This is a genomic window from Streptomyces sp. APSN-46.1, assembly GCF_022815725.1.
Classification (GTDB): domain Bacteria; phylum Actinomycetota; class Actinomycetes; order Streptomycetales; family Streptomycetaceae; genus Streptomyces.
This window is the reverse complement of the sequence record NZ_JALGRF010000006.1, coordinates 246,330-267,696: the sequence shown is the minus strand read 5'-3', so window position 1 is coordinate 267,696 and position 21,367 is coordinate 246,330. Positions and strand designations below refer to the sequence as shown.

Here is a 21,367-nt window from a genome sequence, read left to right as displayed (position 1 = left end):
GGGCGGTCCGGGTCAGCCCAGCGGCTGGAAGGTCTCGAAGGCCGTCGCGCGCAGCTGAGTGCACTCCGCGCCGTCCCACTGATCGGCGGCGCAGCTGATCATGATGGCGTAGCCGTGCTTCGAGTCCACCTTGAAGCCGCGGTTGAGCACCCGGACCCGGATGCCCTTCTGGTCCCGCTCGAACTCCCAGTCCGCGACGGTCGGATAGCCCCGGTAGTCCACCGAGTCGATCCTGATCAGCCGGTAGCCCTTGCTGCTGCCCGCCACGGCGGGGGCGAGCGCGGCCCACGCGGCGCGGGCGTCGGCGCGCGGACTGTCGTTGAAGTCGACCTGGATGCGCGGGAAGCCGCCGTCGCGGGTGTATATCGCGCCGGAGTTCTCACCGGCGGTGTCGGTCTGGTGGAAGCCCTCGGGCATCGCCATGCTGAAGTGGAACCGAGGGTCCGTCACCATGGCGTATCCGGCGGGAAGCGCGCCTCCGGGAGTCCCCGGAGAGGCCCCCTGGCCCTGGCTCGCACCCTGCCCCTGGCTCTGTCCCTGACTCTGCCCCTGGCTCTCGCCCTGCCCCTGACTGCTCTGCTGGCCGCTGGGCGACTGCCCCTGGCCGGGCTCCCCGCTGCCCTGCGCAGCGCCGCCGCCCTTCACGGCGCCGTTCCCGGACCCGCTCGGCGACGGGCTGCCGGACGCGCTCGTGGACGGGCCGCCCTTGCCCTCGTTCTTACGGCCCTCCGCGTCGTCACCGCTGAACGCGTAGACGACGAGCGAGCCGATCACGGCCAGGGCGACGACCATGCCGGCTATCGCGAGCGCGATGGTGCGGCGCCGCATGACGTCGGTGAGCGGCGCCACGACCGGCGCGGGGCGGGGGGACGGGGACTCGGCCGCCGAGGCGGCGGTGACCGCCGCCGCCTTGCGGGCCGCCTTCAGCGCGGCCCGGGCCCGCTCGCGCTGCTCGCGCTCGCGGCGTTCGCGCTCCTTCTTCTCGGCCTTCTCGGCCTTTTCGGCGGCCTTCTCGGCGGCGGCCTTCTCAGCGGCCATCTCGGCGGCCTGCTTGGCCTCGACGAGCGAGATCTGCCGGGTCTCGTCGGCGGCGGCCGGGGCCGGCGCGGGGGCCGGCTCGTCGGGGGCGTTGATCACGGCGTTGAGCATCGCCCGGGCGCGCTCGTCGTCGAGGCGCCGGGCCGGGTCCTTGGCGAGCAGGCCGTAGATGACGTCGGTCAGCGGACCGGCGTTCTTGGGCGGGTCCACCGGTTCGGTCATCACCGCGGTGAGGGTGGCGAGCGCGGACCCCTTGTCGTACGGGGGTACGCCCTCGACGGCGGCGTACAGCAGCCCGCCGAGCGACCACATGTCGGCGGGCGGGCCGGGCCGCTGGCCGCGGGCGCGCTCGGGGGAGATGTACGAGGGCGCGCCGACGAGCATGCCGGTGGACGTGACGGAGGGGTCGCCCTCCACCTGCGCGATGCCGAAGTCGGTGAGGACGACACGGCCGTTGCCGGCGATGAGCACGTTGGAGGGCTTCACGTCGCGGTGCAGGATGCCCTGGCCGTGCGCGGCGCGGAGTACGTCGAGCACCGCGAGCCCGACCTCGGCGGCGCGGCGGGGCGTCAGCGGGCCGCGCTCGCGCACGAACTCGGCGAGCGAGGGCCCCTCGATGAGCTCCATGACGATCCAGGGGCGGCCGTCCTCGTCGACCACGTCGTAGACGGTGACGGCACCGCCGCTCCGGATCCGCGCGATGGCTTTGGCCTCGCGGAGGGTACGGGTGATGAGCCGGCGCTTCTCGTCCTCGTCGACGCCGGTGCTGAAGCGGAGTTCCTTGACGGCGACCGTCCGGCCGAGGGTCTCGTCCTCGGCGCGCCACACGGTGCCCATGCCGCCCTTGCCGAGCACCGCCCCGAGCCGGTACCGGCCCGCGAGCAGCCGCCCCTTGTCCTGCCCGTTCCCGGCCGCCTTCGCCGCCTCGGCCCTCGCCTTGACCTCGGCGGCCACGGCATCGGCCTTCTCGGCAACGGGATTCCCCTTGCCCCCTGCCACCGGCTTCGCATCCTCCACGGCCTTACGCGGCCCCGCCCCGGGCGCGGGCTTCGCGTCCCCGGCCGCACCACTGCGGGCCTGGCCCGCCGCGGGCGCGGACTTCGCGTCCACCGGCTCGTCACCAACGGGCGCGCCCTTGCCCGACCCCGGCTTCGCCGAAGCCCCAGACCCAGACCCAGACCCAGAAGCGGGCTTCACGCCCCCGGCCGCGCCACCCCCGGCCGCGCCCGCCGCAGGCGTGCCGGCCGGGTCCGGACCGGCGGTCGCCGGCTTGCGCGGCCCCGGCGCGGAAGCGGGTTCCGCGCCCCCGGACGCACCGCTACGGGCTCCGCCCGCAACACCGCCGGCGGACCCGGCCGCCGCAGGCGAGGGCTTCGCGCCCGCCGGCTCGTCACCCGCGTCCGCCGCGGACTTGCGCGGCCCCGCCGCAGGCGCCGGCTTCACGTCCCCGGCGGCGCCACCACGGGCGGGGTCGGTGGCCGGGCGCGGCTCGGCCGAAGGCGTACCGGCCCCGACAGACGGCTCCGGCGACTCGGTGTGCTCCGGCTTCGACATGCGTCCCCCCTGCGATCGTGCCGCCTGCTCCGGCTGCCCCGGCAGCCCCGGCAGCGGCCGGGGTGTCAGGTGACCCGCCCCGGCAGAACCGGCAGAACCCGCCCCGGCAGAACCCTCATTGTTCCTCACTCCGCAACGGACGGGCGCCCCGGGTCCGCGGTTCCCCCTTCCACATTCCGGAGTTACAACGGAACGATGTCGGGCGCCCCCAACCGCGCCGCGTCCGCCGTCTGGTCGTCCGGCTGGCGCTGCGATTCCCGCTCCGCCTGCACCCGCTTCTCGTAGTGCTCCACTTCCTTCTCGATCTGCTGCTTGTCCCACCCCAGAACCGGAGCCATCAACTCCGCGCACTCCCGCGCCGACCGCGTCCCCCGGTCGAACGTCTCGATCGAGATCCGCGTCCGCCGCGTCAGCACGTCGTCGAGGTGTCGCGCGCCCTCGTGCGACGCCGCGTACACGACCTCCGCCCGCAGATAGTCCTCCGCCCCGCCCAACGGCTCCGCCAGCCCGGGGTCGGCCGCGATCAGGTCCAGCAGTTCCTCCGTCAGCGACCCGTACCGGTTCAACAGGTGCTCCACCCGCGCCACATGAAGCCCCGTCCGCGCGGCGATCCGCGCCCGCCCGTTCCACAGGGCCCGGTACCCCTCCGCCCCCACCAGCGGCACGTCCTCCGTCACGCACTCCGCCACCCGCTGGTCCAGCCCGTGCACCGCCTCGTCCACCGCGTCCTTCGCCATCACCCGGTACGTCGTGTACTTGCCGCCCGCGACGACCACCAGCCCCGGCACCGGGTGCGCCACGGTGTGCTCCCGGGAGAGCTTGCTCGTCGCGTCCGACTCCCCGGCCAGCAGCGGCCGCAGGCCCGCGTACACCCCCTGCACGTCGTCCCGCGTGAGGGGCACCGCCAGTACCGAGTTCACGTGCTCCAGCAGGTAGTCGATGTCCGCGCTCGACGCCGCCGGATGCGTCTTGTCCAGGTCCCAGTCCGTGTCCGTGGTCCCCACGATCCAGTGCCGCCCCCACGGGATCACGAACAGCACCGACTTCTCCGTCCGCAGGATCAGCCCCGTGGACGAGTGGATCCGGTCCTTCGGCACGACCAGGTGGATCCCCTTCGACGCCCGCACGTGGAACTGCCCGCGCTCCCCGATCAGCGCCTGCGTGTCGTCCGTCCACACCCCGGTCGCGTTCACGACCTGCTTCGCGCGGATCTCGTATTCTCCGCCGCCCTCCACGTCCCGCACCCGCGCGCCGACCACCCGCTCGCCCTCGCGCAGGAACCCGACCACTCTCGCCCGGTTGGCGCAGTGCGCCCCGTACGCCGAGGCCGTCCGCACTAGCGTGGTGACGTACCGCGCGTCGTCCATCTGGGCGTCGTAGTACTGCAGGGCCCCCACCAGCGCGTCCTTGCGCAGCGCCGGCGCCACCCGCAGGGCCCGCTTGCGCGACAGGTGGCGGTGCACCGGCAGGCCGCGGCCGTGCCCGCTGGACACCGACATGGCGTCGTACAGGGCGACGCCCGAGCCCGCGTAGAACCGCTCCCACCCCTTGTGCTGGAGCGGGTAGAGGAACGGCACCGGCTTGACCAGGTGCGGGGCCAGCCGCCCCAGCAGCAGCCCGCGCTCCTTGAGGGCCTCCCGTACGAGGGCGAAGTCGAGCATCTCCAGATAGCGCAGGCCGCCGTGGATCAGCTTGCTGGACCGGCTGGAGGTGCCCGAGGCCCAGTCGCGCGCCTCCACCAGCCCGGTGGACAGCCCTCTGGTGACGGCGTCCAGCGCGGTGCCGGCGCCCACCACGCCCGCGCCCACCACCAGCACGTCCAGCTCCCGCTCGGCCATCAGGGCGAGCGCCTCGGCGCGCTGGACCGGTCCCAGTGCCGCTGTCCTCACGACTGCCTCCCGTTGGTGCGGGGGCGGAATCCCCGCGTCGTGCGAGTGATCCCGCTCACGTCCCCGTTCACGATTCTGACCTGCCGCACCGACATCGGCCACCGCCTGTGGACAACACAACGGTGGCCACCGCCCCGCAATGCGACATTTCTGTCATATATATGCCTAGTCTGACATAGCGCCAGTTCCGTCGAGGCTTCCGTCGAGGCTTCCGCCGACTCCCCCGGTCGACAGGACGTGCGCGCCCAGCCCCCTCGCGCACGTCAGGGAAGGGAAGGGACGGCCCCCCAATGCCCGCAGATCTCGCCGTCATCGGACTCGGCCACCTCGGCCTCCCCCTCGCCCAGGCGGCCGTAGCCGCCGGAATCGAGACCGTCGGCTACGACAGCGGTCCGGCCACGGACAGCACCCTCACCGCCGCCGAGATCCGCCGCATGTCGGCGGCCGGCTTCCGGATCACCACCAACCCCGCCGAACTCGGCCGGGTCCGCACCGCCGTCATCTGCGCCCCCACCCAGCTCGGCGCGGACCGCGCGCTCGACCTCTCGGCCGTCGGCGTGGCCGGCCACGCCCTCGCCGCCCGGCTGCGCCCGCACACCACCGTCATCCTCGAATCGGCCGCCCACCCGGGCGTCACCGAGGACTACCTGCGCCCGATCCTCGAAGAGGGCTCGGGACTGCGCGCCGGCCGGGACTTCCACCTGGCCTACTCCCCCAGCCGCCTCGACCCGGGCAACCGCACGCACGGCATCGCCAACACCCCCAAGGTGATCGGCGGCCTCACCCCCGCCTGCACCGAATCGGCGCACGCCTTCTACGCCCGCCTCACCGAGAAGGTCGTCCGGGCCCGCGGTCTGCGCGAGGCCGAGACCGTACAGCTCCTCGAAACCAACTACCGGCACGTCAACATCGCCCTGATGAACGAGATGGCGGTCCTCTGCCACGACCTCGGCGTGGACCTCTGGGACGTCATCCGCTGCGCCGAGACCAAGCCGTACGGGTTCCAGGCCTTCCGCCCCGGCCCCGGCGTCGGCGGCCACGGCGTCCCCCTCGACCCCAACTACCTCCCCCACACCACCCGCACCCCCGGCCACCCGCTGCGCATGGTCGGCCTGGCGCAGGAGATCAACAACCGGATGCCGCAGTACGTCATCCAGCGCTCCGCCACCCTGCTCAACGAACACGGCAAGTCCGCCCGCGGCGCCCGCGTCCTGCTCCTGGGCGTGACGTACAAGCCCGACCTCGCCGACCAGGAGGGCTCCCCGGCCCGCGAGATCGCCAGCCGCCTCCTCGACCTGGGGGCGCTGATCAGCTACCACGACCCGTACATCACGGGCTGGCGGGTCCGGGACCAGCCGGTCCCCCGGGCCGAATCGTTGTACGAGGCCGCCGCCAACGCCGATCTGACGATCCTCCTCCAGCACCACCGCACGTACGACCTGCAAGGTCTCGCGGTAAAGGCCCAACTGCTCCTGGACACCCGCGGCGCCAGCCCCCCGGGAGCGGCCCACCGCCTCTGACACGCGAGTGTGCAACATCCGTTGGACGAATGTTGCACAGCGCGCTAGCCTGGCTGTATGGCGACGACCATAGGGTTTCGGCCCACCGAAGAAGACGAGCGCATCATCGCCGCGGCCATCCGCGAGGGTGAACGCACGAGTGACGTGATCCGGCGCGCCCTGCGGCTGCTGGAGCGGGAGGCGTGGCTCGTCAGGGCGCGTGCGGACGCCGAGCGACTCGCTGACGAGGACCTGAACGACGAAGCGGACGCCTGGTGATCCGGGGCGCTGTCTACCGGGTCGACTTCGGAGACGCCAAGCGCGGGCACGAACAGCGAGGCAAACGGTACGGACTCGTCCTGAGCCCGAGCTCGATGCCCTGGAACGTGGTGACGGTCATCCCTACTTCGACCAGCGCCCAGCCCGCCGCCTTCCGGCCCCAGCTGGAAATGGCCGGCGTTCTCACGCGGCTGCTCGTCGACCAGATCCGCACGGTCGACATCACGTACATCCATGGCGACCCGGTCCACTACCTCGACCGGGACGAACTGGCTGAAGTCGAGCATGCCGTGTGCCTGTACTTCGGGCTCTGAGCCTGCGCGTACGCCGGAGGGCCGGCACCCCCACTCGGGGTGCCGGCCCTCCGGCGTACGTACGGGAGAACGGTCAGCGGCTGTGCTGCGAGTCCGCGATCGTGATCTCGACCCGCTGGAACTCCTTGAGCTCGCTGTAGCCGGTGGTGGCCATCGAGCGGCGCAGCGCGCCGAAGAGGTTCATCGAGCCGTCCGGGGAGTGCGACGGGCCGGTGAGGATCTCCTCGGTGGTGCCGACCGTGCCGAGGTCCACCTTCTTGCCGCGCGGCACGTCCTCGTGGACGGCCTCCATGCCCCAGTGGTTGCCCTTGCCGGGCGCGTCGGTGGCGCGGGCCAGCGGGGAGCCCATCATCACGGCGTCGGCGCCGCAGGCGACGGCCTTCGGGATGTCGCCGGACCAGCCCACGCCGCCGTCGGCGATGACGTGCACGTAGCGGCCGCCGGACTCGTCCATGTAGTCGCGGCGGGCCGCGGCCACGTCCGCGACGGCGGTCGCCATCGGAACCTGGATGCCGAGCACGTTGCGCGTGGTGTGCGCGGCGCCGCCGCCGAAGCCGACCAGGACGCCCGCGGCGCCGGTGCGCATCAGGTGCAGGGCCGCCGTGTAGGTGGCGCAGCCGCCCACGATGACCGGGACGTCGAGCTCGTAGATGAACTGCTTCAGGTTCAGCGGCTCGGCGGCGCCGGAGACGTGCTCCGCCGACACGGTGGTGCCGCGGATCACGAAGATGTCCACGCCGGCGTCCACGACGGCCTTGGAGAACTCGGCGGTGCGCTGCGGGGAGAGCGCGGCGGCGGTGACGACGCCTGAGTCGCGCACCTCCTTGATCCGCCGGCGGATCAGGTCCGCCTGGATCGGCGCGGAGTAGATCTCCTGGAGGCGGCGGGTCGCGGACTCCTCGTCCAGCTCCGTGATCTCGTCGAGCAGCGGCTGCGGGTCCTCGTACCGGGTCCACAGGCCTTCGAGGTTCAGCACGCCGAGGCCGCCGAGCTCGCCGATGCGGATCGCGGTCTGCGGGGAGACGACCGAGTCCATGGGGGCGGCGAGGAACGGCAGCTCGAAGCGGTAGGCGTCGATCTGCCAGGCGATCGAGACCTCCTTCGGGTCCCGCGTACGCCGGCTCGGGACGATGGCGATGTCGTCGAACGCGTACGCCCTGCGGCCGCGCTTGCCGCGCCCGATCTCGATCTCAGTCACGTGTGGTGGCCTTTCCTCTGGGTCTGCCCGTCCAGTATCCCCGAACCCCGGGGGCCCGCGTTCCGGTGACCGCTGTACGGACGCCTTACGGACGACTCACGGACGCCGGATCCCCGCCTCAACGGCGATGGGCGGGCCCGGTTGCCCCGGGCCCGCCCACCTCGGTTCAGCTCACCTGCTACCCCTTGCGGGAGTAGTTCGGTGCTTCCACCGTCATCTGGATGTCGTGCGGGTGGCTCTCCTTGAGGCCCGCCGAGGTGATCCGGACGAACCGGCCCCGGTCCTGGAGCTCCGGCACCGTGCGGCCGCCGACGTAGAACATCGACTGGCGCAGGCCGCCGACGAGCTGGTGCACGACCGCGGAGAGCGGGCCGCGGTACGGGACCTGGCCCTCGATGCCCTCGGGGATGAGCTTGTCGTCGCCGCCCACGCCCTCCTGGAAGTAGCGGTCCTTGGAGAAGGACTTGCGGTCGCCGCGGGACTGCATCGCGCCGAGCGAGCCCATGCCGCGGTACGACTTGAACTGCTTGCCGTTGATGAACATCAGCTCGCCCGGGGACTCCTCGCAGCCCGCGAGCAGCGAGCCGAGCATCACCGTGTCGGCGCCCGCGACCAGGGCCTTGGCGATGTCGCCGGAGTACTGCAGGCCGCCGTCGCCGATGACCGGGACGCCCGCGGCCTTGGCGGCGAGCGAGGCCTCGTAGATCGCGGTGACCTGCGGGACGCCGATGCCGGCGACCACACGGGTGGTGCAGATGGAGCCGGGGCCGACGCCGACCTTGATGCCGTCGCAGCCGGCGTCGATCAGGGCCTGGGCGCCGTCGCGGGTGGCGATGTTGCCGCCGATGACGTCGACCGAGGAGTTCGACTTGATCTTGGCGACCATGTCGCCGACCAGCCGGGAGTGGCCGTGGGCGGTGTCGACGACGATGAAGTCGGCGCCCGCCTCGATCAGGGCCTGCGCGCGGTCGTACGCGTCGCCGGCGACGCCGACGGCCGCGCCGACGAGCAGCCGGCCTTCCTTGTCCTTGGCGGCGTTCGGGTACTTCTCGGCCTTGACGAAGTCCTTGACCGTGATGAGGCCCTTGAGGATGCCCGCGTCGTCGACCAGCGGAAGCTTCTCGATCTTGTGGCGGCGCAGCAGCTCCATGGCGTCCACGCCCGAGATGCCGACCTTGCCGGTGACCAGCGGCATCGGGGTCATGACCTCGCGCACCTGGCGGCTGCGGTCCGACTCGAAGGCCATGTCGCGGTTGGTGACGATGCCGAGGAGCTTGCCCGCCGGGTCCGTGACCGGGACGCCGGAGATGCGGAACTTGGCACAGAGCGCGTCGGCCTCGCGCAGCGTCGCGTCCGGGTGCACCGTGATCGGGTCGGTGACCATGCCGGACTCGGAGCGCTTGACCAGGTCCACCTGGTTGGCCTGGTCGACGATCGAAAGGTTGCGGTGCAGTACACCGACGCCGCCCTGCCGGGCCATCGCGATGGCCATGCGGGCCTCGGTGACCTTGTCCATGGCGGCGGACAGCAGCGGGACGTTCACACGCACGTTGCGCGAGATGAGGGAGGAGGTGTCGATCGCGTCAGGCGACATGTCCGACGCGCCCGGCAGCAGCAGCACGTCGTCGTAGGTCAGTCCGAGCGTGGCGAATTTGTCGGGTACTCCGGTCGAACCGCTGTCGGTCATGACACCTTCCCAAATGGTCTTGCTCAGCGCGGATGTCCATGCTAACGGGATCCCGACGCGTCTCATTCCACGACCAAGGCCAAGCAGAAGATTCGTCTGTTCCTACGAAAGATCCGCGGAGATCCGGAGAGATCCGAGAGATCCGAGGGGATCTACTGCTCGGCGAGCGCGCGGAGCCGGCTGAGCGCCCTGTGCTGGGCCACCCGCACCGCACCGGGGGACATCCCGAGCATCTGTCCGGTCTCCTCGGCGGTCAGCCCGACGGCCACCCGCAGGACGAGGAGCTCGCGCTGGTTCTCCGGAAGGTTGGCCAGCAGCTTCTTGGCCCAGGCGGCGTCACTGCTGAGCAGTGCCCGCTCCTCCGGACCCAGCGAGTCGTCCGGCCGCTCCGGCATCTCGTCGGACGGCACGGCCGTACTGCCCGGGTGCCGCATGGCGGCCCGCTGGAGGTCGGCGACCTTGTGTGCGGCGATGGCGAAGACGAAGGCTTCGAAGGGCCGCCCGGTGTCCCGGTAGCGCGGCAGGGCCATCAGGACGGCGACGCAGACTTCCTGCGCAAGGTCCTCCACGAAGTGACGAGCGTCACCGGGGAGCCGCGAGAGCCGGGTGCGGCAGTAGCGGATGGCGAGCGGGTGCACGAAGGCGAGCAGATCGTGCGTGGCCTGCTCGTCGCCCTCCACCGCACGGCGTACGAGCGCGCTGACGCCCCCGGTCCCGCCGCCTTTGGCGGTGCCGGTCGGGCCTGTGGCCGCGGGTGACCCCAGGGCCTCGTCGTCGCGCATCAATCCATGGTGCCTTGACGCCGGAGCGTTCGTGGCACCACGGTCGTCACTGTTGTGCATCGAAGCGTTGTGAGCGGGTGCGCCGGAACTCATGGTCTGCACCCCCCCTCCGCTCGGCCCGAATGGTCCCCGATGCCCCATCTCCGTATTGCGGCCACACACTCAAGGATGCGGCATCGCGCACGAAGCGACACGTCCCCCGGATTGTGCCCCGCCAACCCCCGGGCGCGCACCGGGTACGGCGGGACACGCGCGGCGGCAGCGGAACGGGCGGCGCGCCGCCCCGCCCGCCGGTGGCGGGCGGGACCGCTCCCACGAGCCGGCCGGCGGACGTGCGGTCAGCGGACCAGGCCCCAGCGGAACCCGAGCGCCACGGCGTGCGCCCGGTCCGAGGCGCCCAGCTTCTTGAACAGCCTGCGGGCATGGGTCTTGACCGTGTCCTCGGAGAGGAAGAGCTCGCGCCCGATCTCGGCGTTGGACCGGCCGTGGCTCATGCCCTCCAGGACCTGGATCTCGCGCGCGGTGAGCGTGGGCGCGGCGCCCATCTCGGCCGAGCGGAGCCGGCGCGGGGCCAGTCGCCAGGTCGGGTCGGCGAGAGCCTGGGTGACCGTGGCCCGCAGTTCGGCGCGCGAGGCGTCCTTGTGCAGATAGCCCCGGGCGCCGGCGGCGACCGCGAGGGCCACGCCGTCCAGGTCCTCGGCCACCGTCAGCATGATGATGCGGGCGCCCGGGTCGGCCGAGAGCAGTCGGCGAACCGTCTCCACACCACCCAGCCCGGGCATCCGTACATCCATCAGAATCAGGTCGGAGCGGTCGGCACCCCAGCGGCGGAGGACTTCCTCGCCGTTGGCAGCCGTCGTCACACGCTCGACGCCGGGCACGGTGGCAACCGCGCGACGGAGCGCCTCTCGGGCAAGCGGGGAGTCGTCGCAGACGAGGACGGATGTCATGACCGCCCTCCGCAGCTGCTGATGCGCGTCACCTTGAGCCTCCAGGCTGGTACGTATCGTCACCTGTGCGGTCGATGCTCTCGGACACATGTCCGGGAACTTCTTCTTTCAACCGCCTTCGCACTCTCAACGATGGTCACTCGAAAGAGTTACGGGTCGGACAGGCACCTTCGGCACTCTACGTGAGGAACCGATCACCACGCGGGAGGCGCGCGCCATCTGTCGTCCATCTGGAGCTATGCCCTATTTGGCGGCTTTCCTTCCGTTTGCCACGTGTCTGAGGCTAGATTCCCAATGAGTCATATTTACATCTACTACGACAGTAGGTGTGGAAACCCGTTGGAGACATGCCCGTATCCGCCTCAGTACCGGCACCAAGAGGGACTACCCATGGCAGATTTCTCCCGCCTCCCCGGACCGAACGCCGACCTCTGGGACTGGCAGCTGCTGGCAGCTTGCCGCGGGGTCGACAGCTCCCTGTTCTTCCACCCGGAAGGCGAGCGGGGCGCGGCCAGGAGCGCGCGTGAGGCCTCGGCTAAAGAGGTCTGCATGCGTTGCCCGGTGCGTTCGGAATGCGCCGCTCACGCACTCGCCGTCCGCGAGCCCTACGGGGTCTGGGGCGGCCTCACCGAGGACGAACGCGAAGAGCTGATGGGCCGGGCGCGGCATCGCCTGATCCCCGCGTCGAGCGCGATCGGACCAACCACTCGCCACTGACCGGAGCGCATTGACTGGAGCTCGCTGACCGGAGCGATCTGACTGGAGCGATCTGACTGGAGCGCGCCGACTGGAGCGCACAGCCGACGGCGCACGGCCTTCGGCGTGTCGCCGCCGGCGCGTGGCGGCCCACGACTGTCGGCGTGTCGCCGTCAGCGCGTGGCGGCCCGCTCCAGCTCGGCCAGGGTCGCGGCCACGGCCGGGACCCTGGCCAGGTCGGGCAAGGTCAGCGCCACGACCTCCCGCTCCACGGCCGGTTCCACGATCAGGGTGCTCACACCCTTGGCCCGTACGGACTCCACCGCGAGCTCCGGCAGCACCGCGACCCCCAGCCCCGCGCCCACCAGGCCGACCACCGCGGGGTAGTCGTCGGTGGCGAAGTCGATGCGCGGGGTGAAGCCCGCGCCCTCGCACACCTCCACCAGATGGCGGCGGCAGCGCGGACAGCCCGCGATCCAGGGCTCGTCGGCGAGTTGCGCCATGCCCACCCGCTCGGCGCCGGCCAGCCGGTGCGCCTCGGGAACCAGCCCGACGAGCCGGTCGGTCAGCAGCGGCCGCACCACGAGGTCCTCCCACTCGGCGGCCGACCCGGCCGACCCGCCGTACCGGAAGGCCAGCGCCAGATCGCATTCACCCTCGCGGAGCATCTCCACGGAACGCGGCGGCTCGGCCTCGACCAGCGAGATACGGGTACCGGGGTGCTCGGCGCGCATCGCCGCGAGCGCGGTCGGCACCAGGGTGGAGCTCCCGCTCGGGAAGGACACGAGCCGGACCCGGCCCGCGCGCAGCCCGGCGATGGCGGCGACCTCCTCCTCGGCGGCGGTCAGCCCCGCCAGGATCCCGGCGGCGTGCCGGACCAGCGCCTCACCCGCCTGGGTGAGCCGCATCTCGCGCCCGGTGCGGATGAGCAGCGGGGTGCCGGCCGACTGCTCCAGCGCCTTCATCTGCTGGGAGACGGCCGGCTGGGTGCAGCCGAGCTCGCGGGCGGCGGCGGAGAAGGACCCGGTCCCGGCGACAGCGCGCAGTACCCGGAGATGACGTGCCTCGATCACCCTCTGAGCATAAGCCCCGCTTTGACCTCGCCGCGAATGTCCCCCCGTACCTTTGAGACGGTCGCCGGGAGGGCCACGGAGAGCCGCTGGGAGGGACCCGGAACCGGAAGGTCCGGCTAGCCTTCTCGCCATGCACCTCGTCTCCGTGAACCTGGGCCGCGCGACGGCCGTCGCGTACACGGACGCGGAGGGCGGGGTGACGGGCATCGGCAAGCGGCCCGTCCCCGGCCCGGTCCGCGTCTTCGCGCCCGGCCCCAAGGGCACGGCGGGCGGGGGCGTCGAGGGCGACGCCGTCTGCGACCTGCGCCATCACGGCGGCGACCACCAGGCCGTGTACGCCTACGCCCGCGAGGACCTGGACTGGTGGGAGCGCGAGCTGGGACGCGAGCTGCCCGGCGGGGTGTTCGGCGAGAACCTCACCACCGCCGGCATCGACGTGAACGCCGCCCTGCTCGGCGAACGCTGGCGGGTCGGCGCGGACCTCGTCCTCGAAGTGGCCTCGGCGCGCATCCCGTGCCGGACCTTCCAGGGCGCGCTCGGCGAGCCCGCCTGGGTCCGGCGGTTCACCCGGGAGGCCCGGCCCGGCGCGTACCTGCGGGTGATCGAGGAGGGCTCGGTCTCCCCCGGCGACCCGGTCGAGGTCCTGCACCGTCCGGACCACGAGGTGACGGTGGAGTTCTGGTTCCGCGCCTTCACCACGGAGCGGGCGCTGCTCCCGCGCACGGCGGCGGCGGGCGCGGCGATGGAGCCGCAGGCCCACGACACCGTCCGGCGCTACGTCGAGAAGTACGGCTCGCACGACGCCCCCTGAGGCGTCCGGGACGGGTTCACTCGGCGCCGTCACCCCGGGCGGCTAGGTTGCGCGTATGACGACTGCGTTGATTACGGGATCCACGGCGGGCATCGGCGCCGCCTTCGCCCGGCGGCTCGCCGCCCAGGGGCACAACCTCGTACTGGTGGCCCGCGACACCGAGCGGCTCGGCGAACAGGCCACCGAGCTGCACGACCGGCACGGCATCGAGGCCGAGGTGCTGGCCGCCGACCTCTCCACCGAGGAGGGCATCGCGGCGGTCGAACAGCGCCTCGGCGACCGCAAGCACCCGGTGGACCTGCTGGTCAACAACGCCGGCTTCGGCAACAAGGGCCGCTACCTGGAGGTCTCCATGGCCGACGAGCTGTCCATGCTGAAGGTGCACATCGAGGCGGTGCTGCGGCTGACCTCGGCGGCCACCGAGTCGATGCGCTCGCGCGGCCGCGGCGGGGTGATCAACGTGGCCTCCGTCGCCGCGTTCGTGCCGCGCGGCACGTACGGGGCCAGCAAGGCCTGGGTCGTGCAGTTCACCCAGGGTGCGGCGAGGGACCTGGCCGGGTCCGGGGTGCGGCTGATGGCGCTGTGCCCCGGCTTCGTGCGCACGGAGTTCCACCAGCGGGCCGGGATGGGGACGGACAACATCCCGGGCTGGATGTGGCTCGACGCCGACAAGCTGGTGGCCGCGGCTCTGGCCGACCTGGCGCGCGGCAAGACGGTGTCGATCCCGGACCCGCGCTACAAGGCGTTGATGGGCGTGGTGAAGCTGACGCCGCGCGGCCTGCTGGGCGGGGTGTCCTCGCGTACGGGCCGCAAGTACGGGCCCCGGTAACAGGCGCGGTACAGGCCTCCGCAACGCGCCGGTAACCCGGCCGGATGGGCGAAATCTACCTAAAATGGACATGTCCCAACCAGCCCGGGAGACCACCATGACATTCGTACAGATCATCGATTACAAGACCCGTCGGCAGGACGACCTCAACCAGCTGCTGGACCGCTACATCGCGCAGAGCCAGGGCAAGCGCACCGTCACCCACAGCGTCGTGGGCAAGGACCGCGAAGCCGAGAACCACTACGTGGACGTGGTCGAGTTCCCCTCGTACGAAGACGCCATGAAGAACTCCCAACTCCCGGAGACGGACAAGATGTTCCAGGAGATGGTGGCGCTGTGCGAGGGGATGCCCACCTTCACCAACCTCGACGTGGTCCGCGACGAGAACCTCAACAAGATGCTCGTGAACCGGGTGTTCGAGGAGATCCTCCAGGGCGGCAACATGGCGCTCATCGACGAGTGCTTCGAGACGAACTACATCGACCACGACCTCATCAAGGAGGAGACCACCGTCATCGGGCGGGGCGTCATGCACGAGGACGTCCAGATGTGGCGCGGGGCCTTCGACATGACGTTCGACGTGACGGCCCAGCTGGCCGAGGGCGACTTCGTCACCACCGTGTGGACCTGGCACGGCACCCACAAGGGAGAGTTCATGGGGGTCGCGCCGACCGGGAAGACCTACGACATCACCGGGACCACCACTTTCCGCTGTATGAACGGCGAGATAATGGAAGGCTGGTGGCACTTCGACGTCGGACGCCTCATGCGCGAGATGGGCGTGTCCGGATCCTGAGCACGGCACGGGGAAGACCCCGTCCCACGGGGAAGACCCCGTCCCACGGGGAAGACCCCGTCCCACGGGGAAGACCCCGTCCCACGGGGAAGGCCCCGTCCCACGAAACGCGGGACGGGGCCTTCTCTGCGCGGGGCGCGATCAGTGGCTGTGACCGTGGCCGTGCCCGTGGCCGTCGGCCTCTTCCTCGGCCGGCTTCTCGACGACCAGGGTCTCGGTCGTGAGCAGCAGGGAGGCGATGGAAGCGGCGTTCTCCAGCGCGGAGCGGGTGACCTTGACCGGGTCGATGACGCCGGCCTTGACCAGGTCGCCGTACTCGCCGGTGGCGGCGTTGAAGCCCTGGCCCTTGTCGAGCTCGGCGACCTTCGAGGTGATGACGTAGCCCTCAAGGCCGGCGTTCTCGGCGATCCAGCGCAGCGGCTCGACGGCGGCGCGGCGGACGACCGCGACACCCGTGCCCTCGTCGCCGGTCAGACCGAGGTTGTCCTCCAGCACCTTCACGGCGTGGACGAGCGCGGAGCCACCGCCGGAGACGATGCCCTCCTCGACCGCGGCGCGGGTCGCCGAGATGGCGTCCTCAAGGCGGTGCTTCTTCTCCTTGAGCTCCACCTCGGTGGCGGCGCCGACCTTGATGACGCAGACGCCGCCGGCGAGCTTCGCCAGGCGCTCCTGCAGCTTCTCGCGGTCCCAGTCCGAGTCGGTGGACTCGATCTCGGCCTTGATCTGGTTGACGCGGCCGAGGACGTCCGCGGAGTTGCCGCCACCGTCGACGATGGTGGTGTCGTCCTTGGAGATGGTCACGCGGCGCGCGCCGCCCAGGACGTCCAGACCGGCCTGGTCGAGCTTGAGGCCGACCTCCTCGGCGATGACGGTGGCACCGGTGAGGGTGGCCATGTCCTGGAGCATCGCCTTGCGGCGGTCACCGAAGCCGGGGGCCTTGACGGCCACGGCGTTGAAGGTGCCACGGATCTTGTTGACGACGAGGGTGGAGAGCGCCTCGCCCTCGACGTCCTCGGCGATGATCAGCAGCGGCTTGGAGCCACCCGCCTGGATGACCTTCTCCAGCAGCGGCAGCAGGTCCTGGATGGACGAGATCTTGCCCTGGTTGATCAGGATGTACGGGTCGTCGAGGACGGCCTCCATACGCTCCTGGTCGGTGACCATGTACGGCGAGAGGTAGCCCTTGTCGAAGGCCATGCCCTCGGTGAACTCGAGCTCCAGGCCGAAGGCGTTCGACTCCTCGACGGTGATGACACCGTCCTTGCCGACCTTGTCCATCGCCTCGGCGATGAGCTCGCCGACCTGCTGGTCCTGCGCGGAGAGCGCGGCCACGGCGGCGATGTCGGACTTGTCCTCGATCGGACGGGCGGTCGCGAGGAGCTCCTCGGACACGGCCTTGACCGCGGCGTCGATGCCCTTCTTGAGGGCGGCCGGGGAGGCACCGGCGGCGACGTTGCGCAGACCCTCGCGGACCAGCGCCTGGGCCAGCACGGTGGCGGTGGTGGTGCCGTCACCCGCGATGTCGTTGGTCTTGGTCGCCACCTCCTTCACGAGCTGCGCGCCCAGGTTCTCGTACGGGTCGTCCAGCTCGACCTCGCGGGCGATGGTGACACCGTCGTTGGTGATGGTGGGGGCGCCGAACTTCTTGTCGATGACGACGTTGCGGCCCTTGGGGCCGATCGTCACCTTCACCGTGTCGGCAAGCTTGTTGACGCCGCGCTCGAGGGCGCGACGGGCGTCCTCGTCGAACTTCAGAATCTTCGGCATGGGAGCGGTTCAGTCCTCTCGTTGCGATCCTCGGCCGCTCACCGCGACCGCCACCGCCTAGAACGAACTACGCCCCTCGCCGCCCGGCATCAGCAGGGTGACCAGGGGCGCAGCTCAAAGCAAAACTGGTGAAGTGACTTACTTCTCGACGATCGCGAGCACGTCGCGAGCCGAGAGGACGAGGTACTCCTCGCCGCTGTACTTCACTTCGGTGCCGCCGTACTTGCTGTACAGCACGATGTCGCCGACGGTGACGTCCAGCGGGAGACGCTGGCCGTCCTCGAAGCGACCCGGGCCCACGGCGAGGACGACGCCCTCCTGGGGCTTCTCCTTCGCGGTGTCCGGGATGACCAGGCCGGAGGCCGTGGTCTGCTCGGCGTCGAGCGGCTGGACCACAATGCGGTCCTCAAGCGGCTTGATGGCAACCTTGGAGCTGGCGGTCGTCACGATCCGACCTCCCCCTTCGGAGATCCGGGGTTAACTGTCTGAGGTGGCGACCAGGTCGATCCGTCGTCGCGGGTGCCGGATCTGCCTGTCGCTGTGTTGGCACTCACCGGTGGCGAGTGCCAGGTGTGACACTATTCCGGCGATTAGCACTCGGTCAAGCGGAGTGCCAATCCCGCTGATCGCGGGTCGCCATCCAGCCACCCTTTTCCGGCCACTACGGTCCGGCCACTGCCGCCGGTCGGTCCCGGCCGGCCGCTCCCCTCCGGCCACTGCGGTCCGGCCACTCCCCCCCGGTCGATGCCCTCCGGCCAATGCCGCCGGTCGGTCGAGGCGCGGGCCCGCCACATTCAGCCTCGCCGGCGTTTGAGGCGCGGGGTCTGGGGCGGCGCCCCAGCAAACCCGGCTCGGCCGGGCACCGGGCTCCGCCCGGACCCTCCCCCAGACTCCGTCCGGGGGGAACCCCCACTCAAACGCCGACGGGGCTGAAAGTGCCCGGCGGGGCCGAAGATGCCGGGCGGGGCCCCGGGCGGGGCCCCGGGCGCGGCCCCCGGCACGACCCCCGGCGGCAGGGCTGAGTACGCGTACTCAGGCGGCCCGGCCCCGGCTCGGCGACGCTGGTCCGCATGACCACGGAGCCCGCCCCCACCACCGAGACGGCCACCCCCCGCACACCCGTGCACTGGGCCGCCGACGCCGTCCTGGCCGTCCTCCTGGTGGCACTGGAGGCCGCGGCCCTCCTCGGCGGCTTCTTCTACGCCGCGTTCGCGAACTGGGACGACACCACCCCCGGGCCACCCCCGTTCTCCTGGGGCTCGGACGCCTGGCTCTTCGTCTACGTCGGCGTACTCGGCCTCCTCGCCGCGCTCGCCTCGTACGGCCTCTTCCGCGCCCGCGCCCCGTTCTCCGGCAGCACGCAGGGCATGGCCGCCGCGCTGCTCGCGATCCTGCTCGTCGTGATGGGAACGGCCGCGTACCGTGCCGCCCACCCGCAGGAGGAGCGCCCCAGCGACCCCGGTACCTCGGGCCCCAGCCGCCAGTGCCGCAGCGGCGGGGACAACAGCGAGTGCAACGGCAGCTGAGCTGACCGTCGGGAGGAACCACGGGGAGGGCGCAACCGTCGTAGATGGTATGAAAATAAAGCGCCTCATTGCCGAGCAGATCTGGCCCAAGGCCTCCGGCCCGAGCGGCGGCCCGGGCAACTCCCGGCCGTCCCGTGAGGCGTCACCTCCCCCGTCACCCTCCCCCAGCGCCTCGCCGAAGAGCGCCGTGGACGGTGGCGGCGGCATCCCGTGCGTGGCCTGAGGCCCCTGACGGCGGCCGGCGCGCGCCGCCGCACCGAAGCCCTGCTCCTCGTCTTCGTCACCGGCATCGCCGTCTTCGGGAACGCCGCCGCGGGCCTGGCGATGAACGGCGAGCTGCCGCCCAACCTCTCCGACTTCACGATCAGCATGTCCCTGCTGTCCCTGGTGGGACACCTGGGCGTACGCCGGTTCGCGGCGTACGCGGATCCGCTGATCCTCCCGCTCGCCATGCTGCTGACGGGGCTAGGGCTGGTGCTGATCCACCGGCTCGACCAGAGCTACATCGAGCGGTACGGGGGCGAGGCGAACGCCCCCGACCAGCTGATGTGGACGGTGGTCGGGGTCGCCGCCTGCATCCTGGTGCTGGCGCTGGTGCGCGATCACCGCCTGCTGCAGCGGTTCATCTACATCACGATGGCCGTGGCACTGGTGCTGCTGATCGCGCCGGCGTTCTTCGGGGCCGACACGTACGGCGCCAAGCGCTGGATCATCCTGTTCGGGTTCTCGCTCCAGCCCGGCGAATTCGTGAAGATCATGATCGCGATCTTCTTCGCGGGCTATCTGGTCATGACCCGGGATTCGCTCGCGCTGACCGGCCGGAAATTCCTGGGCGTGCGGCTGCCCCCGATGCGCCAGCTCGGGCCGATCGTCACGGTATGGATCCTGTCCATGCTCGTCCTGGTCTTCGAACGCGACCTCGGCACCTCGCTGATCTTCTTCGGCGTGTTCGTGGTGATGCTGTACGTCGCCACCGAGCGCACCAGCTGGATCGTGTGCGGGCTGTTCATGGCGGCGGTGGGCGCCTTCGCGGTGGGCTCGACCGAACCGCACGTCAAGGCGCGCGTGGCCGCCTGGCTCAATCCGCTGTCCTACTACTGGAAGGACCGGCCGCCGGGGGTCACCTCGGACCAGTCGGCGCAGGCGCTGTTCAGCTTCGGCACAGGAGGAATATCCGGAACTGGCCTCGGCATGGGTCACCCTGAGCTGATCAAATTCGCGGGCCGCAGCGACTTCATCCTGACGACGGTGGGCGAGGAGCTCGGCCTGGCGGGGGTCATGGCCGTCCTGATCCTCTACGCACTCCTCGTGCAGCGGGGCCTGCGGATGGCGCTGGGCGCGCGCGACCCGTTCGGGAAGCTGCTGGCGGTGGGCCTGTCCGCGGCGCTGGCCCTCCAGGTCTTCGTGGTCGCGGGCGGCGTGACGGGCCTGATCCCCCTGACGGGCAAGGCCCTGCCCTTCCTGGCGAAGGGCGGATCGTCCCTACTGGCCAACTGGATCATGATCGCCCTCCTGCTCCGCATCAGCGACAGCACGGAACGCCAACGCCAGGCAGACGCCCGCGGCCCGGCGGAGACCACGATCACGCCGGTGGCGGTGGGGGGCGGGGTGTGAGGGGGCGGGTTTCAACGGGTGGGGCGGGGTTGGGGGGCGGGGTGCTGGTGGGCCGGGATTGGACAGTGCTGGGGGTTTCCCGTCAGTCTCACTGTCCAACCCCGCCCCACCCGCACCCCGACAACCCTCACCCCGCTCGACCATCCACATCCCGCCCCACCCCCGTCCGTCGAACTCCCGCCCCGCCCCCTACACGTAGTCCTCCAGGCGTCCTATCGCGTAGCCCTGCTCCTGGATCCGTTGGAGCATCCGCGTCGTCATCTGGGTCTCCGTCGAGCCCTTGAGCTCCGCCTTGCCGCGGAAGTGGGCCAGGATGATGTCCCCGGGTTTCAATGCCGAGCCCTCGGCGTACTGGAAGTTGTTGATCTGCATCGACACCTTCCACAGCGCCACCGTCGATATGCCGCACTCCGACGCCGCCTTGAGGGTGTCGTCGTTGTAGTTGCCGAACGGTGGGCGGAACAGCGGTGGGCGGTGGCCGAAGCGCTGTTCCAGCCGGTCCTGCTGACCGCATATCTCCTTCTTCTGCGCCGCGAAGGAGAGGGTCCTCAGGTTCGGGTGGGTCAGCGTGTGGTTGTTTATCGTGCTGCCGCTGCCGTTGTCGCGGAGCTGCTCGAAGTGCCCGTAATCCGACGAGGCCACGCTGTCCGTCAGGAACATGCTGATCGGCAGCTTCAGGTCGGCCGCCATCTTCAGGAACTCGGGGTCCTTCTCCGCGCCGTCGTCGAAGGTCAGGAAGACGACCTTCTCCCCGGCCGGGACGGGTATTCGGTCCACCACCGCGGCCTTCCCCGGCGCCGCCGACGGAGCGTGCGGCTTCCGGTCGGGCTTCGGCGCGAACGTCAACGGCGCCGTGAGGCCCCATTTCCTGTACGCCTCGTCCCCCGCCGCCGCGACCGGCGCGGACGGCGAGGCCGAAGCGGAGGGCCCGGGCGAGGCCGCGCCCTCCGAAGCTTTCTGCGTGGCCTCGCGGCCCAGGCGTTCAATCGGGTCCACGCTGTTCCCGCACCCCGTCAGGGACAGCGCGAGCGCGCCGGCCGCCAGCGTTCCGGCTACCAACCGGCG

Annotated in this window: 19 protein-coding genes; 9 read left to right on the top strand and 10 right to left on the bottom strand. The window is 71.2% G+C overall.

Features of this window, described 5'->3' with window-relative positions; all coding sequences use genetic code 11:
• Nucleotides 1-12: 12 nt before the first annotated feature.
• On the bottom strand, nucleotides 13-2,592 hold the full coding sequence (locus tag MTF65_RS19375; protein ID WP_243629974.1) for a serine/threonine protein kinase: 2,580 nt from the start codon (nucleotides 2,590-2,592) through the stop codon (nucleotides 13-15).
• A gap of 182 nt (nucleotides 2,593-2,774) precedes the next feature.
• On the bottom strand, nucleotides 2,775-4,481 hold the full coding sequence (locus tag MTF65_RS19370) for a glycerol-3-phosphate dehydrogenase/oxidase (RefSeq protein ID WP_243629973.1): 1,707 nt from the start codon (nucleotides 4,479-4,481) through the stop codon (nucleotides 2,775-2,777).
• A gap of 290 nt (nucleotides 4,482-4,771) precedes the next feature.
• On the opposite strand from MTF65_RS19370, the gene MTF65_RS19365 reads away from it, so the two are divergent.
• From MTF65_RS19365 to MTF65_RS19355, 3 genes are read left to right on the top strand one after another with little or no spacing between them, the layout of a single operon-like run.
• On the top strand, nucleotides 4,772-6,001 hold the full coding sequence (locus tag MTF65_RS19365; protein ID WP_243629972.1) for a nucleotide sugar dehydrogenase: 1,230 nt from the start codon (nucleotides 4,772-4,774) through the stop codon (nucleotides 5,999-6,001).
• A 57-nt stretch (nucleotides 6,002-6,058) separates the two neighbouring features.
• Nucleotides 6,059-6,259 carry a hypothetical protein gene (locus MTF65_RS19360; protein ID WP_243629971.1) on the top strand — a complete coding sequence of 67 codons (201 nt, stop codon included), beginning with the start codon at nucleotides 6,059-6,061 and terminating at the stop codon, nucleotides 6,257-6,259.
• Nucleotides 6,256-6,573: a type II toxin-antitoxin system PemK/MazF family toxin gene (locus MTF65_RS19355; protein WP_374207258.1), complete on the top strand. Its 318-nt coding sequence runs from the start codon at nucleotides 6,256-6,258 to the stop codon at nucleotides 6,571-6,573. Before MTF65_RS19360 ends, MTF65_RS19355 begins: the two co-directional genes overlap by 4 nt.
• 73 nt (nucleotides 6,574-6,646) lie before the next feature.
• Here MTF65_RS19355 and MTF65_RS19350 read toward each other — a convergent pair whose 3' ends face one another.
• The 4 genes from MTF65_RS19350 to MTF65_RS19335 all read right to left on the bottom strand — a co-directional run bounded on the left by MTF65_RS19350 (nucleotide 6,647) and on the right by MTF65_RS19335 (nucleotide 11,190).
• The gene (locus MTF65_RS19350; RefSeq protein ID WP_243629970.1) at nucleotides 6,647-7,771 is read right to left on the bottom strand and encodes a GuaB3 family IMP dehydrogenase-related protein; all 1,125 of its coding nucleotides are present in this window, start codon (nucleotides 7,769-7,771) and stop codon (nucleotides 6,647-6,649) included.
• Between the two features lie 178 nt (nucleotides 7,772-7,949).
• Nucleotides 7,950-9,458 carry an IMP dehydrogenase gene (gene guaB, locus MTF65_RS19345; RefSeq protein WP_243629969.1) on the bottom strand — a complete coding sequence of 503 codons (1,509 nt, stop codon included), beginning with the start codon at nucleotides 9,456-9,458 and terminating at the stop codon, nucleotides 7,950-7,952.
• 152 nt (nucleotides 9,459-9,610) lie between these two features.
• Nucleotides 9,611-10,240 (bottom strand): sigma-70 family RNA polymerase sigma factor, encoded by a 630-nt coding sequence (locus MTF65_RS19340; protein ID WP_243629968.1) that lies wholly within the window; start codon nucleotides 10,238-10,240, stop codon nucleotides 9,611-9,613.
• Between the two features lie 338 nt (nucleotides 10,241-10,578).
• Nucleotides 10,579-11,190 carry a response regulator transcription factor gene (locus tag MTF65_RS19335; protein ID WP_003948568.1) on the bottom strand — a complete coding sequence of 204 codons (612 nt, stop codon included), beginning with the start codon at nucleotides 11,188-11,190 and terminating at the stop codon, nucleotides 10,579-10,581.
• 390 nt (nucleotides 11,191-11,580) lie between these two features.
• Between MTF65_RS19335 and MTF65_RS19330 the strand changes: the two genes are divergently transcribed.
• Entirely contained in the window at nucleotides 11,581-11,907 is a 327-nt protein-coding gene (locus tag MTF65_RS19330) for a WhiB family transcriptional regulator (RefSeq protein WP_243629967.1), read from the top strand.
• A 152-nt stretch (nucleotides 11,908-12,059) separates the two neighbouring features.
• Here the strand turns inward: MTF65_RS19330 and MTF65_RS19325 are convergent, their stop codons facing one another.
• On the bottom strand, nucleotides 12,060-12,959 hold the full coding sequence (locus MTF65_RS19325; protein WP_243629966.1) for a LysR family transcriptional regulator: 900 nt from the start codon (nucleotides 12,957-12,959) through the stop codon (nucleotides 12,060-12,062).
• Between the two features lie 130 nt (nucleotides 12,960-13,089).
• Between MTF65_RS19325 and MTF65_RS19320 the strand changes: the two genes are divergently transcribed.
• The 3 genes from MTF65_RS19320 (at nucleotide 13,090) to MTF65_RS19310 (ending at nucleotide 15,395) form a co-directional block, all read left to right on the top strand.
• Nucleotides 13,090-13,770 carry an MOSC domain-containing protein gene (locus MTF65_RS19320; RefSeq protein WP_243629965.1) on the top strand — a complete coding sequence of 227 codons (681 nt, stop codon included), beginning with the start codon at nucleotides 13,090-13,092 and terminating at the stop codon, nucleotides 13,768-13,770.
• A 55-nt stretch (nucleotides 13,771-13,825) separates the two neighbouring features.
• Nucleotides 13,826-14,599, top strand: a complete 774-nt coding sequence (locus MTF65_RS19315; protein WP_243629964.1) for an SDR family oxidoreductase — start codon at nucleotides 13,826-13,828, stop codon at nucleotides 14,597-14,599.
• A gap of 97 nt (nucleotides 14,600-14,696) precedes the next feature.
• Nucleotides 14,697-15,395 (top strand): ester cyclase, encoded by a 699-nt coding sequence (locus MTF65_RS19310; RefSeq protein ID WP_243629963.1) that lies wholly within the window; start codon nucleotides 14,697-14,699, stop codon nucleotides 15,393-15,395.
• A 141-nt stretch (nucleotides 15,396-15,536) separates the two neighbouring features.
• Here MTF65_RS19310 and groL read toward each other — a convergent pair whose 3' ends face one another.
• Together groL and groES are read right to left on the bottom strand one after the other, a co-directional pair.
• Nucleotides 15,537-17,162: a chaperonin GroEL gene (gene groL / locus MTF65_RS19305; RefSeq protein ID WP_243629962.1), complete on the bottom strand. Its 1,626-nt coding sequence runs from the start codon at nucleotides 17,160-17,162 to the stop codon at nucleotides 15,537-15,539.
• Between the two features lie 138 nt (nucleotides 17,163-17,300).
• On the bottom strand, nucleotides 17,301-17,609 hold the full coding sequence (groES, locus tag MTF65_RS19300) for a co-chaperone GroES (RefSeq protein WP_030011064.1): 309 nt from the start codon (nucleotides 17,607-17,609) through the stop codon (nucleotides 17,301-17,303).
• A gap of 623 nt (nucleotides 17,610-18,232) precedes the next feature.
• Here groES and MTF65_RS19295 point away from each other — a divergent pair.
• Nucleotides 18,233-18,688 (top strand): DUF6234 family protein, encoded by a 456-nt coding sequence (locus tag MTF65_RS19295; RefSeq protein WP_243629961.1) that lies wholly within the window; start codon nucleotides 18,233-18,235, stop codon nucleotides 18,686-18,688.
• A gap of 210 nt (nucleotides 18,689-18,898) precedes the next feature.
• The gene (locus tag MTF65_RS19290) at nucleotides 18,899-20,302 is read left to right on the top strand and encodes an FtsW/RodA/SpoVE family cell cycle protein (RefSeq protein WP_243629960.1); all 1,404 of its coding nucleotides are present in this window, start codon (nucleotides 18,899-18,901) and stop codon (nucleotides 20,300-20,302) included.
• A 189-nt stretch (nucleotides 20,303-20,491) separates the two neighbouring features.
• Here the strand turns inward: MTF65_RS19290 and MTF65_RS19285 are convergent, their stop codons facing one another.
• Nucleotides 20,492-21,361, bottom strand: a complete 870-nt coding sequence (locus tag MTF65_RS19285) for a polysaccharide deacetylase family protein (protein WP_279399294.1) — start codon at nucleotides 21,359-21,361, stop codon at nucleotides 20,492-20,494.
• Between the last annotated feature and the right edge of the window lie 6 nt (nucleotides 21,362-21,367).

Coding starts and splice junctions, on each gene's coding strand:
- MTF65_RS19375 (WP_243629974.1), bottom strand. CDS start 2,592: ATGTCGAAGCCGGAGCACACCGAGTCGCCGGAGCCGTCTGTCGGGGCC.
- MTF65_RS19365 (WP_243629972.1), top strand. CDS start 4,772: ATGCCCGCAGATCTCGCCGTCATCGGACTCGGCCACCTCGGCCTCCCC.
- MTF65_RS19360 (WP_243629971.1), top strand. CDS start 6,059: ATGGCGACGACCATAGGGTTTCGGCCCACCGAAGAAGACGAGCGCATC.
- guaB (WP_243629969.1), bottom strand. CDS start 9,458: ATGACCGACAGCGGTTCGACCGGAGTACCCGACAAATTCGCCACGCTC.
- MTF65_RS19340 (WP_243629968.1), bottom strand. CDS start 10,240: ATGCGCGACGACGAGGCCCTGGGGTCACCCGCGGCCACAGGCCCGACC.
- MTF65_RS19335 (WP_003948568.1), bottom strand. CDS start 11,190: ATGACATCCGTCCTCGTCTGCGACGACTCCCCGCTTGCCCGAGAGGCG.
- MTF65_RS19330 (WP_243629967.1), top strand. CDS start 11,581: ATGGCAGATTTCTCCCGCCTCCCCGGACCGAACGCCGACCTCTGGGAC.
- MTF65_RS19320 (WP_243629965.1), top strand. CDS start 13,090: ATGCACCTCGTCTCCGTGAACCTGGGCCGCGCGACGGCCGTCGCGTAC.
- MTF65_RS19315 (WP_243629964.1), top strand. CDS start 13,826: ATGACGACTGCGTTGATTACGGGATCCACGGCGGGCATCGGCGCCGCC.
- MTF65_RS19310 (WP_243629963.1), top strand. CDS start 14,697: ATGACATTCGTACAGATCATCGATTACAAGACCCGTCGGCAGGACGAC.
- groL (WP_243629962.1), bottom strand. CDS start 17,162: ATGCCGAAGATTCTGAAGTTCGACGAGGACGCCCGTCGCGCCCTCGAG.
- MTF65_RS19295 (WP_243629961.1), top strand. CDS start 18,233: ATGACCACGGAGCCCGCCCCCACCACCGAGACGGCCACCCCCCGCACA.